14 protein-coding genes and 1 tRNA gene are annotated in these 13,776 nt (G+C 70.3%); 12 read left to right on the top strand and 3 right to left on the bottom strand.

All coding sequences use genetic code 11. From position 1 onward, the window contains the following. Positions 1-5 precede the first annotated feature (5 nt). On the top strand, positions 6-1,772 hold the full coding sequence (locus ACFSZT_RS22115; protein ID WP_377386877.1) for a glycosyl transferase: 1,767 nt from the start codon (positions 6-8) through the stop codon (positions 1,770-1,772). 49 nt (positions 1,773-1,821) lie between these two features. Continuing rightward, positions 1,822-2,400 (top strand): carboxymuconolactone decarboxylase family protein, encoded by a 579-nt coding sequence (locus ACFSZT_RS22110; RefSeq protein ID WP_377386372.1) that lies wholly within the window; start codon positions 1,822-1,824, stop codon positions 2,398-2,400. An 18-nt stretch (positions 2,401-2,418) separates the two neighbouring features. On the opposite strand, the gene ACFSZT_RS22105 is transcribed toward ACFSZT_RS22110, so the two are convergent. Beyond that, on the bottom strand, positions 2,419-3,375 hold the full coding sequence (locus tag ACFSZT_RS22105; RefSeq protein WP_377386369.1) for a sigma-70 family RNA polymerase sigma factor: 957 nt from the start codon (positions 3,373-3,375) through the stop codon (positions 2,419-2,421). Between ACFSZT_RS22105 and dnaG the strand changes: the two genes are divergently transcribed. Genes dnaG through ACFSZT_RS22090 form a run of 3 tightly spaced genes read left to right on the top strand, consistent with a single transcriptional unit; the run spans position 3,374 to position 6,605 of the window. After that, positions 3,374-5,317: a DNA primase gene (dnaG, locus tag ACFSZT_RS22100; RefSeq protein ID WP_377386366.1), complete on the top strand. Its 1,944-nt coding sequence runs from the start codon at positions 3,374-3,376 to the stop codon at positions 5,315-5,317. The two genes, ACFSZT_RS22105 and dnaG, sit on opposite strands and share 2 nt — an antisense overlap. Next, positions 5,317-5,838 carry a hypothetical protein gene (locus ACFSZT_RS22095; RefSeq protein ID WP_377386363.1) on the top strand — a complete coding sequence of 174 codons (522 nt, stop codon included), beginning with the start codon at positions 5,317-5,319 and terminating at the stop codon, positions 5,836-5,838. The genes dnaG and ACFSZT_RS22095 overlap by 1 nt, the downstream gene beginning before the upstream one ends. Further along, a complete protein-coding gene (locus tag ACFSZT_RS22090; RefSeq protein WP_377386360.1) occupies positions 5,835-6,605 on the top strand; it encodes a trans-aconitate 2-methyltransferase in 771 nt (256 codons plus the stop codon). Before ACFSZT_RS22095 ends, ACFSZT_RS22090 begins: the two co-directional genes overlap by 4 nt. A gap of 218 nt (positions 6,606-6,823) precedes the next feature. Here the strand turns inward: ACFSZT_RS22090 and ACFSZT_RS22085 are convergent, their stop codons facing one another. Further along, positions 6,824-7,066: a hypothetical protein gene (locus ACFSZT_RS22085; protein WP_377386357.1), complete on the bottom strand. Its 243-nt coding sequence runs from the start codon at positions 7,064-7,066 to the stop codon at positions 6,824-6,826. Positions 7,067-7,226: 160 nt separating this feature from the next. On the opposite strand from ACFSZT_RS22085, the gene ACFSZT_RS22080 reads away from it, so the two are divergent. Continuing rightward, positions 7,227-7,299: transfer RNA gene (locus ACFSZT_RS22080), tRNA-Asn, on the top strand. A 216-nt stretch (positions 7,300-7,515) separates the two neighbouring features. Continuing rightward, entirely contained in the window at positions 7,516-7,812 is a 297-nt protein-coding gene (locus tag ACFSZT_RS22075; RefSeq protein WP_377386354.1) for a hypothetical protein, read from the top strand. 51 nt (positions 7,813-7,863) lie between these two features. Here the strand turns inward: ACFSZT_RS22075 and ACFSZT_RS22070 are convergent, their stop codons facing one another. Further along, a complete protein-coding gene (locus tag ACFSZT_RS22070; RefSeq protein ID WP_377386351.1) occupies positions 7,864-8,613 on the bottom strand; it encodes a FadR/GntR family transcriptional regulator in 750 nt (249 codons plus the stop codon). Positions 8,614-9,154: 541 nt separating this feature from the next. Between ACFSZT_RS22070 and ACFSZT_RS22065 the strand changes: the two genes are divergently transcribed. The 5 genes from ACFSZT_RS22065 (at position 9,155) to ACFSZT_RS22045 (ending at position 13,767) form a co-directional block, all read left to right on the top strand. After that, positions 9,155-10,084, top strand: coding sequence for an alpha/beta hydrolase (locus tag ACFSZT_RS22065; protein WP_377386348.1), 930 nt, complete (start codon positions 9,155-9,157; stop codon positions 10,082-10,084). A gap of 103 nt (positions 10,085-10,187) precedes the next feature. Beyond that, on the top strand, positions 10,188-11,804 hold the full coding sequence (locus ACFSZT_RS22060) for a flavin-containing monooxygenase (RefSeq protein WP_377386345.1): 1,617 nt from the start codon (positions 10,188-10,190) through the stop codon (positions 11,802-11,804). A gap of 17 nt (positions 11,805-11,821) precedes the next feature. Continuing rightward, entirely contained in the window at positions 11,822-12,130 is a 309-nt protein-coding gene (locus ACFSZT_RS22055; protein WP_377386342.1) for an EthD family reductase, read from the top strand. A 20-nt stretch (positions 12,131-12,150) separates the two neighbouring features. Continuing rightward, on the top strand, positions 12,151-12,612 hold the full coding sequence (locus tag ACFSZT_RS22050) for a nuclear transport factor 2 family protein (protein WP_377386339.1): 462 nt from the start codon (positions 12,151-12,153) through the stop codon (positions 12,610-12,612). Positions 12,613-12,648: 36 nt separating this feature from the next. Continuing rightward, a complete protein-coding gene (locus tag ACFSZT_RS22045) occupies positions 12,649-13,767 on the top strand; it encodes an NDMA-dependent alcohol dehydrogenase (RefSeq protein ID WP_377386336.1) in 1,119 nt (372 codons plus the stop codon). Positions 13,768-13,776: the final 9 nt, after the last annotated feature.

Here is a 13,776-nt window from a genome sequence, read left to right as displayed (position 1 = left end):
CCGACATGCGGCCGCGGGCCCTCCGGCGACGGCCGGACTGGCTCACGGCGGGCCGCACCATCGACGCGCTCGTCGTCCTGGGCTTTCTGCTCGCCGCGTTCCTCCTCTACCGTCCACTGTGGATGGATCTGGGCCGGGCGTACCTGACGAGCAGCGTCCAGGACCAGAACATGTGGGAATGGTTCTTCGCGGTCACCGCGCGTGCTGTGCTCACCCTGGACAACCCGCTGTTCACCGACCTGCAGAATCACCCGCTCGGCGTCAACCTCATGGCCAACACCGCCATGCTCGGTATCGGGGTTCCGCTCACCCCGGTCACCGTGCTGTTCGGCCCCACGGCCACCTGGGCGCTCACCCTGACCGGCGGGCTCGCGGCCACCTCGACCGCCTGGTACTGGTTGCTCTCCCGGCACGTCGTGGACACGCGTGCGGGCGCGGCGATCGGCGCGGCGTTCTGCGGATTCGCGCCGCCGATCATCTCCCACGCCAACGCGCACCCGAATTTCGTCGTGCTGGCCCTCCTCCCGCTGATCGTGCACCGGCTGCTCTTGCTCACGCGCGGCGCACGCCCGGTGCGCAACGGCGTGATCCTCGGTCTGCTGGTGGCCTACCAGGTGTTCCTCGGCGAGGAACCGCTGCTGATCGCCGCCACCACCATGGCCGTGTTCGCCGCCGTCTACGCGCTCTCGCGCCCGGCCGAGGCGCTCGCGATGGCCCGTCCGCTCGGTACCGGGATCGCCGTCGGTGCGTGCGTGACCGTCCTGCTCGTGGCGTTCCCGCTCTGGTGGCAGTTCGCGGGCCCGCAGAGCTACACCGGCATCGAGCACGGCCTGCAGGGCAACGACGTGACGGCGTTCACCTCCTTCGCCACCGAGTCGCTGGCCGGCGACCACGACAGCGCGCAGCAGCTGTCCCTCAACCGCACCGAGGAGAACGCCTTCTTCGGCTGGCCCCTGGTGGTGCTCCTGGCGGCGGTGTCGATCGCGCTGTGGCGAGTTGTCGCGGCCAGGGCGCTCGCGGTGGCGATGGTGGTGCTGGCGTGGATCTCGACGGGCGTGCTGCTGATCGTCGACGGCACGGCCACCTCCGTGCCCGGTCCGTGGATGCTGCTGTTCGACCTCCCGCTGTACGAGTCCGTGCTCGAGTCGCGGTTCGCGCTCGGCTGCGTTGCGCCCGCCGGGATACTGCTCGCGTTGGCGACCGAGCGCGTGCTGCGGCCGCGGTGGCCGGGGGACTGGCGGCACGTCGCGCGGACCGTGTGGTTCAGCGCGCTGGCCTTGGCGCTCGTGCCGATCGCGCCGACGGAGCTGCGCGTGAGCGCCCGCGACCCGGCGCCCGTCTTCTTCACCGACGACACCTGGCGGCGGTACGTCGAGCCGGGTGGGTCCGTCGTCGTGGTGCCGCTGCCCGACAGCGGCGACGCCGAAGCGCTGCACTGGCAGGTCGAGGCCGGCCTGGGTTTCCCGCTGGCGGAAGGTTACTTCGTCGGCCCGTCACCGGACGGGCGTGGCACCTACGGCGCGGTGCGCAGGCCCACGTCGTCGGTACTGGAGGACGTCGCCGAGTCCGGAGTGGTGCCCACGGTCACCGCGCGCGAGCGCGAGCAGGCGCTGGCGGACCTGCGCTACTGGCGTGCCGATGTCGTCGTGCTGCCCACGACGGCCGACGAGGAGGACGCCCTGCGCACCACCGTCGAGCGGCTGCTCGACCGGGACGCCCGGTTCGTCGACGGCGTGTGGGTGTGGGACGTCCGGTCTGTCACGTCCGCGTGAGCTGTCTCGTCCAGGTACCGAGAGCAATCCACGACCTGGGAGGACACCCATGCCTCGCATTCCCGCGGTGACGATCGAGCAGACGGGCCCACTGCTGCGCCTGGCCTACCGCTTCGCCCGCAAACGCTACGGCGCGGTCCCGGAGCCCGTCGCGGTCGTCGCGCACCACCCGGCGCTCATGCGGGCGACCGTTGTCAACGAGCTGCTGGCCGAGCGCGCCTCGCGCGTGCTGCCGGCCGCCGTGCGCGAGCTCGCCGTGTACCGCACGGCGGTACGGCTCGGCTGCTCGTGGTGTGTCGACTTCGGCACCATGTTGCAGAAGCACGAGGGACTCGACATCGACCGGCTGAAGGCGATCGACGACTACGCCACCTCGCCGAAGTTCACCCGGAAGGAGCGGCTGGCCATCGCCTACGCCGACGCCATGACGGAGAGCCCGGTGCGGGTCACCGACGAGCAGGTGGCCGAGCTGGAGCGGGAGTTCGGGCGCGCGGGCGTGATCGAACTGACCTACCAGATCGCTCTGGAAAACATGCGGGCCCGGATGAACAGCGCCCTCGACATCACCGACCAGGGCTTCACCTCGGGTGAGGCCTGCCGCGTCGAACTGGGTGACCCGGCCGCCTGAGCGCGGACGCTCTCGCGGCTACGGGGTCGCCTCCGTCGCCGCGAGAGCCGCGACCCGGCGCAGCTTGTCGGGATTGGCCTGGTCGTAGATGGCGACGACCTTGCCGTCGCGGATGGCCATGGTCTGGACGTGGGCGTCGAGGTCGCGGTAGCCGGCCCCGCCCGGGGCGGCCGGCAGGTACACGCCGAGGTCGCCGTTGACCAGCACCGGCCGCGCCGCCTGGAACGCGCCCGGCCGGTAGGTGCCGAGCAGGCCCTGGAAGAACCGGGCGATCTTGTCCGCGCCGACCATGACACGGCGCGTCGTGCGGGCCTTGCCGTCGGAGTCGCCGATGAGCACCACGTCGGGGTGCAGCACCTCGGCCACCGCCCGCACGTCACCGGACAGCACCGCGGCCAGAAAACGCTCCAGCACCGCGCGCTGCTCGTCGAGCCCGGCGCGGGACGGCGGGTCGGCGTCGGCGACCGCGCGCCGGCCACGCGAGGCGTGCTGGCGCGCGGTGTCCGTCGCGCAGCCGAGGATGTCGCCGATCTCGGCGAACGGCACGGAGAACGCGTCGTGGAGCACGAACGCCACCCGCTGCTCGGGCGAGAGCCTGTCGAGCACCACCATGGCGGCCATGCGGATGCCGTCGTCACGCACGACCGCCTCGAGCGGATCCACCTCGGGCCTGCCGGCGGAGACCGTCACGATCGGCTCGGGCAGCCACTCGCCGACGTAGTGCTCGCGGCGCGCCACGGCCGAGCGCAGCCGGTCGAGGCAGATGCGGCCCACGACCGTGGTCAGCCAGGCACGCAGGTCGCGGACGCCCTCCCGTTGCGCCGGGCTGAGCGCACTGAGCCGCAGCCAGGCCTCCTGCACGGCGTCCTCCGAGTCGGCCAGCGAGCCGGTGAGCCGGTACGCGACCGCCACCAGATGAGCGCGCTCGGCGGCGAACCGCGTGGCGAGCGCGTCGTCGCCGCCGGTGTGGGTCATGTGCCGAGTATGGCCGAGAACCGGCGCACGGGGGTGGCCTAGAGTGGGGCGCGTGGCGGGAAGGATCCGGGAAAGCGACATCGCGCAGGTGCGTGAACGCAATCGGATCGACGACGTCGTCGGCGAGTACGTGGCGCTGCGCCGCGCCGGTGGTGGCGCGCTCAAGGGGCTGTGCCCGTTCCACGAGGAGAAGACGCCGTCGTTGAACGTGCGCCCCACCCACGGCACCTTCCACTGCTTCGGCTGCGGTGAGGGCGGCGACGTCATCAAGTTCGTCATGCAGATCGAGCACCTCCCGTTCGTGGAGGCGGTCGAGCGGCTCGCCGACCGGATCGGCCTCCAGCTGACCTACGAGGGCGGTGGTGGCAGCGTCCGGCGCGACCGGGGCACCCGGCTCCGGCTGGTCGAGGCGCACAAGGCTGCCCAGGCCTTCTACGCCGAGCAACTGCAGACGCCGGAGGCCCGGCGCGCGCGGGAGTTCCTCACCGAACGCGGTTTCAACGAGGCGGCGGCCGCGAAGTTCGGCTGCGGTTTCGCCCCCGGCGGCTGGGACCGCCTCACCAAGCACCTGCTCAACATGGGCTTCGAGCTCGGCGAGCTCTACAAGGCCCAGATCGCCAAGGAAGGCCGCAACGGGCCGATCGACCGGTTCCACCGGCGGCTGGTGTGGCCGATCAAGGACCGGGGCGGGGACATCGTCGGCTTCGGCGCGCGCCGGATCTTCGACGACGACCCGATCCAGGCCAAGTACCTCAACACCAGCGAAAGCCCCATCTACAAGAAGTCGCAGGTGCTGTTCGGGCTGGACCTCGCCAAGCGCGAGATCGCGCGGCGGCACCAGGTCGTGGTCGTCGAGGGCTACACCGACGTGATGGCCATGCACGAGGCGGGCGTGCCGACGGCGGTGGCGTCGTCGGGCACGGCGTTCGGCGAGGACCACATGCGGGTGCTGCGGCAGCTGATGATGGACGACGATGCCTTCCGCGGCGAGGTGATCTTCACCTTCGACGGCGACGAGGCGGGTCAGAAGGCCGCGCTCAAGGCGTTCGAGGGGGACCAGACCTTCGCCGGCCAGACCTACATCGCCATCGCGCCCGACGGCATGGACCCGTGCGAGCTGCGGCTCGCCAAGGGCGACGCGGCCGTGCGCGACCTCGTGGCCCGCCGCATCCCGCTGTTCGAGTTCGCGATTCGCAGCCTGCTCGCCGAGTACGACCTCGACTCGGTGGACGGGCAGGTGGCCGCCCTGCAGCGCACGGTGCCGCTGGTCGCCCAGATCAAGGACCGCGCCAAGCGGGACGGATATGCGACGAAGCTGGCCTGGTGGGTCGGCTGGCAGGACGAGGCCATGGTGGTCCGGCGCGTGCGGGAGAGCTCGGGCGTGCCCGTGAAGCTCAACGGCCGCAGGCCCACGCGCAACGGGTCGTCCGGCAGGGAGCCCGCCGAGGTGGAGCGGCCCGACCCCAGACACCCGGGGCTGCGTGCCCAGCGCGAGGTGCTCAAGGCGGCGCTGCAGGAGCCCGCGCTGGCCGGGCCCGCCTACGACACGCTGCCCGAGGACGCGTTCACCCATCCCGCGTATGTCGCCGTGCACCGGGCGATCTTGGCGGCGGGCGGCACGAGTTCCGGGCTCACCGGGCCCGCGCTGATCGACGCGGCGAGCCGGCATGTTCCACAAGGGACGGTCAGCTCGCTGTTGTCGGAGCTGGCCGTGGAACCGCTGCAGGCCAAGGGCGAGGCCGATGTGCGCTACGTACACGGGATGCTCGCCGCCGTGCAGGAGAACCTGGTGGGCAGGCAGATCGGCGAGCTGAAGTCCAAACTGCAGCGTCTGTCCCCGGTCGACGCGGCCGACGACTACCGTGCCCTCTTCGGTGACCTCGTCGCGCTGGAGCAGTACCGCAAGTCCCTGAAGGAACAGGCCGTCGGCGGGCTGGACTGATGGGACGGCTCGCGCGGCTGTTCGGGCAGCGGACCCCGGCGGAGCTGCAGGAGCTGCTCGCGCCGGACGAACACGTCGTGGGCGCGGCCGAGGCGGGCACGGGCGGGCACGTCGCGGTGACGGCGCTGGGGCTCTGGCTGCCCGAGGCAGGGGGACCACGCCGGGTCGGCTGGCACCTCATCAGCAAGGCCACCTGGGAGGGCGAGGTCCTCACCGTCGTCGAGGCGGAGGAGGTCCGCCGGGCGGGGAGCGCGGTGCTGCTGGCCGACCGGCCACCCGCGCGGTACGTGTTGCCCAGGGCGGGCAGGGTCCCGCAGCTGGTGCGGCAGCGCGTCGAGGGCTCGATCCGGGCGCGCTACCGCAAGGACCTCTCGAGCGGCGGAGCGTGGTTCGTGCTGCGCAAGGTGCCCGGCACGGACGGGGCGGTGCTCCAGGCGCGGCCCGACCCGGGCACCGACCCCGACCTCGTGGCGAGCATGGTCGAGGAGGCCGCGCGCACGCTTGAGGGCGGCTCGTCGTGACGGGCGGGTGGGACCCGGACGCCTATCTCCACTACGGCGACCTGCGGGCCAGGCCGTTCCACGAGCTGCTCGCGCGGGTGCCGGCCCAGCGGCCGCGCCGCGTGGTCGACCTGGGGTGCGGGCCCGGGAACCTGACGGTGACCCTGGCCAGACGCTGGCCCGGCGCGGAGATCGAGGCGCTCGACGCCTCGCCGGAGATGGTGGCGGCCGCCCGGGACGCGGGGGTTGCGGCGCGCGTCGCCGACGTCCACGACTGGTCACCCGCGCCGGACACCGATGTCGTGGTGGCCAACGCGGTCCTGCACTGGGTGCCGGACCACCGGGAGCTGCTGCGGCGCTGGGTGCCGGCACTGCCCTCGGGGGCGTGGTTCGCGATGCAGGTCCCGGGCAACTTCGATGCGCCCTCCCACGTGCTCACGCGGCGCCTGGTGGCGAGCTCGGAATGGGCGGCCGAGCTCGGTGATGTGCTGCCGGGCGGGGACGCCGTGGAGACACCGCGAGGCTACGCCGACCTGTTCAGCGACCTGGGCTGCGCGGTCGACGCGTGGGAGACGACGTACGTGCAACGGCTGACCGGGCCGTCGGCGGTGCTGGAGTGGATCAGCGGGACGACGCTGCGCCCGGTCAAGGCGGCCCTCGACGACGCCTGCTGGCAGGCGTTCCGCGCACAGCTGGCGCCCCTGCTCGACGAGGCATACCCGCCGCGTCCGGACGGTACGACGTGGTTCCCGTTCCGCCGGGTGTTCGCGGTGGCCAGGACGACCTAGGCGGCCGCCGGCGCGGGCTGCGTGTCTGCCACTCGCGTCGCCGTGTCTGCGTTTCGTGTCGCCGTGTGCGCCGTTGCCGTCGCCGTGTGCGCTGTTCGGGTCGGCGCGTCCGCGGTTGGTGTCGTCGTGTGCGCCGCTCGCGTCGCCGTCGGCCGTCGGAACGCGCCCCGCACCAGGCCGGCCGGTCCAGCGAGGGGGCGGGGCGCGCTGCGGCGTCGTCAGGCCTGGGTGGCCCGCGGTTCGGAGGACCGCTGGCCGTCGGTGCCGTGGGTCGCGCGGACGAACGGCACCCGGTCACCCATTTTCTCGCCGACCTTCGCCCGGGCCACGCCCGCGGCGCCCTGGACGGCGGGGTGGTCGGCGACCTTACGGTAGGTGCGCACGATTTGTTCGTATCGCGCACGCCCTGCGCGGGCGCCCAGGACGTAGCCCACGGCTGTGCCAAGCAGGAACGTCTTCATCGTGTCGATGCCTCCTCGTCGCTGTCCACCTCGGCGTTCATTGTCCCGCAGGGCCCGGCGGAGCGCTCGGAGCGGACCAGGGGGGTGGTGTGCGCGGGTGATCGGGCATGGTCTAAAGTCTTAACCCGTTGGGCCGGGTGATCGGCCCGACAGAGCACGTTCCCTCGTAGCTCAATTGGCAGAGCATTCGGCTGTTAACCGAAGGGTTGCTGGTTCGAGTCCAGCCGGGGGAGCTTCCACCCCAGGCCACAAGGCCTGGGGTCTTTCTTTGCTCCAGGTGATGGTGCGCTCACGCGCCATCGAGGCCCCGAGTCCTGCGCAGAAGGCCGGACACACCCGCACCACCGACGCGAACGGCGTGCGCCTATCACGCTCCGGTCACGGCTTTGTGCTTGCTGTCACGGGGGGAGCGTGCGACGCGATCACGGCGTGTCCGAGAGGAGCGCATCGTGTCAGACATGCCGTATCAGCCGACCGGGACACAGTCGGCTCCCCCTGCACCGGCCAAGCGCCGCCACATCTTCCGCTGGTTCTTCCTGGCCATTCAGGCCGCGTTCCTGGCCTGGATCATTGCCGGCATCGCGCAGAATTCCGACAGCTGTGTCGGGGAGGTCGGGGCGGCGCTCGAAGCGTGCCAGGCCGGCACCGCGGTCGGCACCGGCATCGGCGTCGGGCTCATCATCGGCCTCTGGGCCGCCGTCGACATCATCCTGGGCATCACCTGGCTGGTGTTCCGCAAGAGATGACCGCCACCGCCCGGGCCGACGCCGCCGTCCTCGGCGAGGTGACGAGCGCGCTCAGCGCCAGTCGACGACCTCGTTGATGAGCGTCGGGTGGCCGCGCTTGACGTAGGCCACGTACTTCGCCATGTGCTCGTACATCAGGTCGTGGGCCTCGTCCGGCTTGCCCTCCTCGATGGCCTGCGCGATGGCCGCGTGCGAGGCGGACACGTCCTTGCGGCGCGACTTCGGGAAGACGATGCCGCTGACCCGGTCGCGGAAGATGTCCGAAAGCGACTGGCTGACCAGGCTGAGGATCCCGTTGCCCGACATCGCGGCGATCAGCCGGTGGAAGTCGCCGGTGAACTGCAGGTAGGTGGAGTCGTCGTCCACGCGGACCGACCCGCTCACCTGCTTGAGGGCGTCCATGAGCTCGGGATCCTGGCGTTCCGCGGCGAGCCTGGCCATCAGCGGCTCGAGCGCGAGCCTGGCCTCGATCAGCTCGCTGAACGTCGTGCCCTGCGCCTGGAGGTACAGGGTCGCCATCTGTCCGAAGTGATCGGCCTGCGCGCCGCCCACGATGGGGCCGCCACCCGGTCCCGGCTTGAGCCAGATGAGGCCGTTGACCTCCAGGATGCGCAGCGCCTCCCGCAGCGATCCCCGGCCGATGCCGTATTCCTTGAGCATCTGCGCTTCCGACGGCAGGTGCGCACCGGGCTCGAGGCCTTCCGTCCGGATTTTCCGGACGATGCTCCGCGCCACGGCTTGGGCGACCTTGTCGCCCCGCTTGTACGGCCGCTGGCGAGGTTCCAGCGCGTCTCGGTCCATGCCTTGACAATAGCGATGATGATCCTGATCCCGCACAGGACGTGCGCAGCAGTCGTCGCCGGGCCGTCCTCTCGGTGACGGTCCGCGAGCCAAAGATCAGTCCACGCCACGGTTCACCGACGTGCGTGCCGCCCGCGGCCGACCGGATCCGATGCCGTGGCGTGCGCCTTTGATGAGCATATTTCGCGATCGTGCTACCGGTTCTCGTGTCCTCCTCGCAGGGCTGTCGACCCGCCGACCTGCTGCTTCATGACCCCAGGGCGTCGAGTCTATGCTAATCCTTGACATGAATTACGGCGAGACCCATACTTGCTGAGCGTGTGATCCAGGTCTCCGCAGGGACGGAACCCACTGCCTCGGGCCCGACCGCCCGGGGAGTCAGCCGCCCACTCGAGGCGAACACGGAGGAACACGGATGAACGCAGTGGCCCGCCCGCTTCCCACTCGGCAGCGCGGCGTCGACCACCCGCCGGGTGGCGGTTGAGCATCCGCCCCCAGCTCCGCCCCGCACCACGCCAAGCCCAGCACAAAGAGGTGCCCCATGGCTCTTGACGAAGCAACCAGATCGTTCCTGGCTCAACTCGCCGAGTCCGGTCAGCCGCCGCTGCACGAGATGGAACCCGAACAGGCGCGTTCGCTGACGGCGGCGCTGAAGGAGATGTACGGGCCCGGCCCGGACATGGCTAGCGCCGAAACGCGGACGATCGAGGCGCCGGGCCGCTCGATCCCCGTCCGGATCCTCGTGCCGCACGCCCAGCCGCGCGCGGTCATCGTGTACTACCACGGTGGTGGCTGGGTGATCGGTGCGATCGACGAATTCGAAACACTCGGTCGTCAGCTCGCCGAGAAGACCGGGTGCGCCGTGGTCCTCGTCGACTACCGGCTTGCGCCCGAGCACCGCTATCCCGCGGCGGTCGACGACGCGTGGGACGCGCTCGTGTGGGCCGACGGGCAGGTCGAGGAGATCGCGGGCCGCCGCGTGCCGCTGATCGCCGCGGGCGACAGTGCGGGCGGGAACCTCGCGACGATCGTCTGCCAGAAGGCGCGCCGAGGTGGCCCGATTGTGTCCCAGCAGGTGCTGGTCTACCCGGTGACGGACTGCGACTTCGACACCGCGTCCTACACCGATCCGGAGAACCAGCTCATGCTCAGCCGCGACACCATGATCTGGTTCTGGGACCACTACGCACCCCCGGAGGCACGCTCGAACGCGGACGCCTGCCCGGCGCGGGCCGGTGACCTCAGGGGGCTGCCGCCCGCGGTCGTCGTCACCGCCGAGCACGACGTGCTCCGGGACGAGGGCGAGGCGTACGCCAAGGCGCTGGAGAACGCCGGCGTCCCGGTAGCCCACCGCCACTTCGAGGGCCAGATGCACGGCTTCTTCACCATGGTCAACCTGCTTCCCGGCAGTGCGCAGGCCATCGACTTCGTGACCGACGAGATCCGCCGGCACCTCGACGGACTCGGCTGATCCCCGTTCCCCGATCCCCATCGCACCTTCCCGACGGCGGCCCGAGGCTCGCCCGTCCCGGTCGCCATGCCCTTCTGCCTCCCGTGGATTGCGAGGAATTGCCATGTCTGCAACCAACACCGTCCCCCGTGAGCTGGACGCGATCGTCGTCGGTGCCGGGTTCTCCGGGCTCTACATGCTCTACAAACTCCGCGAGCTCGGGTTGAGCACCACGGTGATCGAGGCCGGTGGGGACATCGGCGGTACCTGGTACTGGAACCGCTATCCCGGCGCGCGCTGTGACGTCGAGAGCATGCACTACTCCTACTCGTTCGACCCGGAACTCGAACAGGATTGGGAGTGGACCGAGAAGTACCCCAGTCAGCCGGAGATCCTGTCCTACATCCACCACGTGGCCGACAAGCACGACCTGCGCAAGGACGTGGTGCTGGAGACGAAGGTGACCTCGGCGTACTACGACGAGGACTCCGCGACCTGGACGGTGCAGACCGACCGCGGACACGAGGCCCGCGCCCGGTACTGCATCATGGCGGTCGGCTGCCTGTCGGTGCCGAAGACGCCGGAGGTGCCGGGACTCGAGCGGTTCCGTGGCGACTGGTACCACACGTGCGACTGGCCGGAGTCCGGAGTGGACTTCACCGGCAAGCGGGTCGGTGTCATCGGTACCGGGTCGTCCGGTATCCAGGCGATCCCGATCATCGCCAAGCAGGCGGACGAGCTCACCGTCTTCCAGCGCACCGCGAACTTCAGCCTGCCGACGTTCAACGGCCCGATCGACCGCGAGATGGTCGCCGAGATCAAAGCCAACTACCGCGAGGTGCGGGAGGCAGGCCGGCGCTCCGGCTTCGGCGTGGCCATCGACCCGCCGACGAAGTCCGCGCTGGAGGTGGACGAGGAGGAGCGCAGGCGCACCTACGAGGAACGCTGGCAGCGCGGCAATCTGACCGGCGTGCTGCAGGCCTACACCGACCTGCTCGCCGACGAACGGGCCAACGAGACGGCGGCGGAGTTCGTGCGCGGCAAGATCCGCGAGATCGTCAAGGATCCGAAGAAGGCTGAGATCCTCTCGCCCAAGGGGTACGCGTTCGGCACCAAGCGCCCGTGCCTGGACACCGGGTACTACGAGACGTTCAACAACGACCACGTGCACCTGGTCGATCTCCGGGAGACGCCGCTGGTGGAGATCACCGATAAGGGCGTTCGCACCAGCGACCGCGAGTACGAAGTGGACAGTCTGGTGCTGGCCACCGGGTTCGATGCGATGACCGGTGCCCTGCTCAACATCGACATCCACGGCAAGGGCGGGATCACGCTGAAGGAAAAGTGGGCGGAGGGTCCGATGACCTATCTGGGACTCGGTGTCTCGGGCTTCCCGAACCTGTTCACCATCACCGGCCCCGGCAGCCCGTCCGTGTTGTCCAACATGATCGTCTCGATCGAGCAGCACGTGGAGTGGATCGCCGACCTGCTCGACCACATGCGCAAGCGTGAGCTGACCAGCGTCGAGGCCACCGAGGCCGCCGAGAAGGAATGGACCGACCACGTCCAGGAATGCGGTGAGGCGACGCTCTACACGAAGACCGATTCGTGGTACATGGGCGCGAACGTTCCCGGCAAACCGCGGGTGTTCATGCCCTACATCGGTGGCGTCGGCGCGTACCGCGAGAAGTGCGAGCAGGTGGCCGCCCAGGACTACGAGGGCTTCGCGCTGCGGGCGTGACCGAGGGGAGACGACGCATGTTCCGTATCACCGCGCACTACCACCACCCGAAGGACCGCGAGGCGTTCCTCGAGCACTACCGCACCACCCACTCGGTGCTGGCGGCCAAGATGCCCGGTCTGAAGGCTTACGGCTGGGGTCAGGCGACCACGCTCGACGGCTCGCGCCCGGAGCACTTCCTCGTCGCCGTCATGGACTGGGAGACCAGGGAGGAGGCCGCGGCGGCGTTCGCGTCCCCCGAGGGCCAGGCCGCGACAGCGGACATGGCCAACTTCGCCGACGCCGGGGTGGACGTGAACTTCCACGAGGTCACCCAGGTCAGCTGAGCCGTCAGGAGCGACACACGATGAGCACCACCACCGAACGCACGACGCTCGACCTGGCGACACGTCTCGACCGCGCCGAGTCCGTCGAGGCGATCCGCCACCGGATGCACACCTACGCGCACGCCTTCGACAAGCGGGAGCTGTCCGGTTTCCTGTCGATCTGGACCGAGGACGCCGAGTGGACGCCCATGCCCGGCACGAGCGTCTCCGGCCGCGCCGGCATCCGGCAGCTAACCGAGCAGATGTGGCAGTCCGTGGCGGCCTCCCACCACTGGTCGGTCAACGCGGTCATCGACGTCGACGGCGATGTGGCGACGGCGATGACCGATGTCAACGCGCTCGCGCAGAGCGCCGACGGCGGCTGGGCCCAGACGGCCGCCACCTACCGCGACACGTTCCGGCGCGTCGACGGCACCTGGCTGCTGGCGAAGCGGGAGACCGACCTGCACCACACCTTCCCGGTACCGGATCCGGTGAGCTGACTCCTCGTCCACACACGACAACAAAAGGGGTAACCGATGAAAACGAGGGGCGCGCTCCTGTGGGAGCCGGGAACTCACTCGGGCTGGTCCGTCGAGGAGATCGAGCTCGACCCGCCCAAGCTCCGGGAGGCGACGGTCAAGCTGGCCGCATCCGGAATCTGTCACAGCGACGACCACCTCGACACCGGTGACATTCCGCTCGACTGGGCGCCGATTATCGGCGGCCACGAGGGAGCCGGCGTCGTCACCGAGGTCGGGCCGGAGGTCCACGAGCTCGAGGTCGGCGACCACGTCGTGTGCTCGTTCCTGCCCTCCTGCGGCAAGTGCCGGATGTGCGTGAGCGGCCGGTCCAACATGTGCGCACTCGGCGCCGGGGTGCTCGGCGGGACGTCGCCGGACGGAACGCACCGCATCCATGCCCGTGGCAAGGGCGTCGGCGCGATGTCGTACCTCGGCACGTTCGCCCCCTACATCACGGTGCCGGTGGACGCTCTGGTGAAGATCGACAAGGACATCCCGCTCGACAAGGCGGCGCTGATCGGGTGTGGCGTGCCGACCGGCTGGGGCTCGACGGTGTACGCGGCCGACATGCAGCTCGGTGACACCGTGGTGATCTTCGGCGTCGGTGGCGTCGGCATGAACGCGGTGCAGGGCGCACGGCACCGCGGCGCGAAGAACATCATCGCCGTGGACCCTGTCGACTACAAACGCGACCGGGCGCCGGAGTTCGGCGCGACCCACACCGCGGCGACCGCGGCCGAGGCAGCGCAGCTCGTCGAGCACATGACGAACGGCCAGGGAGCCGACCGCGTCATCATCACCGTCGGCGTGGCGCACGGCTCGATCATCGAGCCCGCACAGGCGATGACCCGGCGCGGCGGGGTGGTGGTCCTGACGGCCGCGGCACCGGTGACCCAGCGCGAGGTCGAGTTCGACCTGTTCACCTTCGCTATGTCGGGCAAGCGCCTGCAGGGCACCCTCTACGGCTCGACCAACTCGCGCAACGACATCCCGCTCATCACCGACCTCTACCGGAGGGGCGAGCTGAAGCTGGACGAGCTCATCACGCGCACCTACGCCCTGGAGGACATCAACACGGCCTTCCAGGACCTGCGGGAGGGCAAGAACATCCGCGGCGTCATCGTCTACGACTGAAGCGGGGTG

It is taken from the genome of Prauserella oleivorans, assembly GCF_042685745.1.
Classification (GTDB): Bacteria; Actinomycetota; Actinomycetes; order Mycobacteriales; family Pseudonocardiaceae; genus Prauserella_A; species Prauserella_A oleivorans.
The sequence above is the reverse complement of the archived record's forward strand: the minus strand, read 5'-3'. Positions and strand labels throughout refer to the sequence as shown.

Coding starts and splice junctions, on each gene's coding strand:
- ACFSZT_RS22115 (WP_377386877.1), top strand. CDS start 6: ATGCGGCCGCGGGCCCTCCGGCGACGGCCGGACTGGCTCACGGCGGGC.
- ACFSZT_RS22110 (WP_377386372.1), top strand. CDS start 1,822: ATGCCTCGCATTCCCGCGGTGACGATCGAGCAGACGGGCCCACTGCTG.
- dnaG (WP_377386366.1), top strand. CDS start 3,374: ATGTGCCGAGTATGGCCGAGAACCGGCGCACGGGGGTGGCCTAGAGTG.
- ACFSZT_RS22105 (WP_377386369.1), bottom strand. CDS start 3,375: ATGACCCACACCGGCGGCGACGACGCGCTCGCCACGCGGTTCGCCGCC.
- ACFSZT_RS22095 (WP_377386363.1), top strand. CDS start 5,317: ATGGGACGGCTCGCGCGGCTGTTCGGGCAGCGGACCCCGGCGGAGCTG.
- ACFSZT_RS22085 (WP_377386357.1), bottom strand. CDS start 7,066: ATGAAGACGTTCCTGCTTGGCACAGCCGTGGGCTACGTCCTGGGCGCC.
- ACFSZT_RS22070 (WP_377386351.1), bottom strand. CDS start 8,613: ATGGACCGAGACGCGCTGGAACCTCGCCAGCGGCCGTACAAGCGGGGC.
- ACFSZT_RS22065 (WP_377386348.1), top strand. CDS start 9,155: ATGGCTCTTGACGAAGCAACCAGATCGTTCCTGGCTCAACTCGCCGAG.
- ACFSZT_RS22060 (WP_377386345.1), top strand. CDS start 10,188: ATGTCTGCAACCAACACCGTCCCCCGTGAGCTGGACGCGATCGTCGTC.
- ACFSZT_RS22055 (WP_377386342.1), top strand. CDS start 11,822: ATGTTCCGTATCACCGCGCACTACCACCACCCGAAGGACCGCGAGGCG.
- ACFSZT_RS22050 (WP_377386339.1), top strand. CDS start 12,151: ATGAGCACCACCACCGAACGCACGACGCTCGACCTGGCGACACGTCTC.
- ACFSZT_RS22045 (WP_377386336.1), top strand. CDS start 12,649: ATGAAAACGAGGGGCGCGCTCCTGTGGGAGCCGGGAACTCACTCGGGC.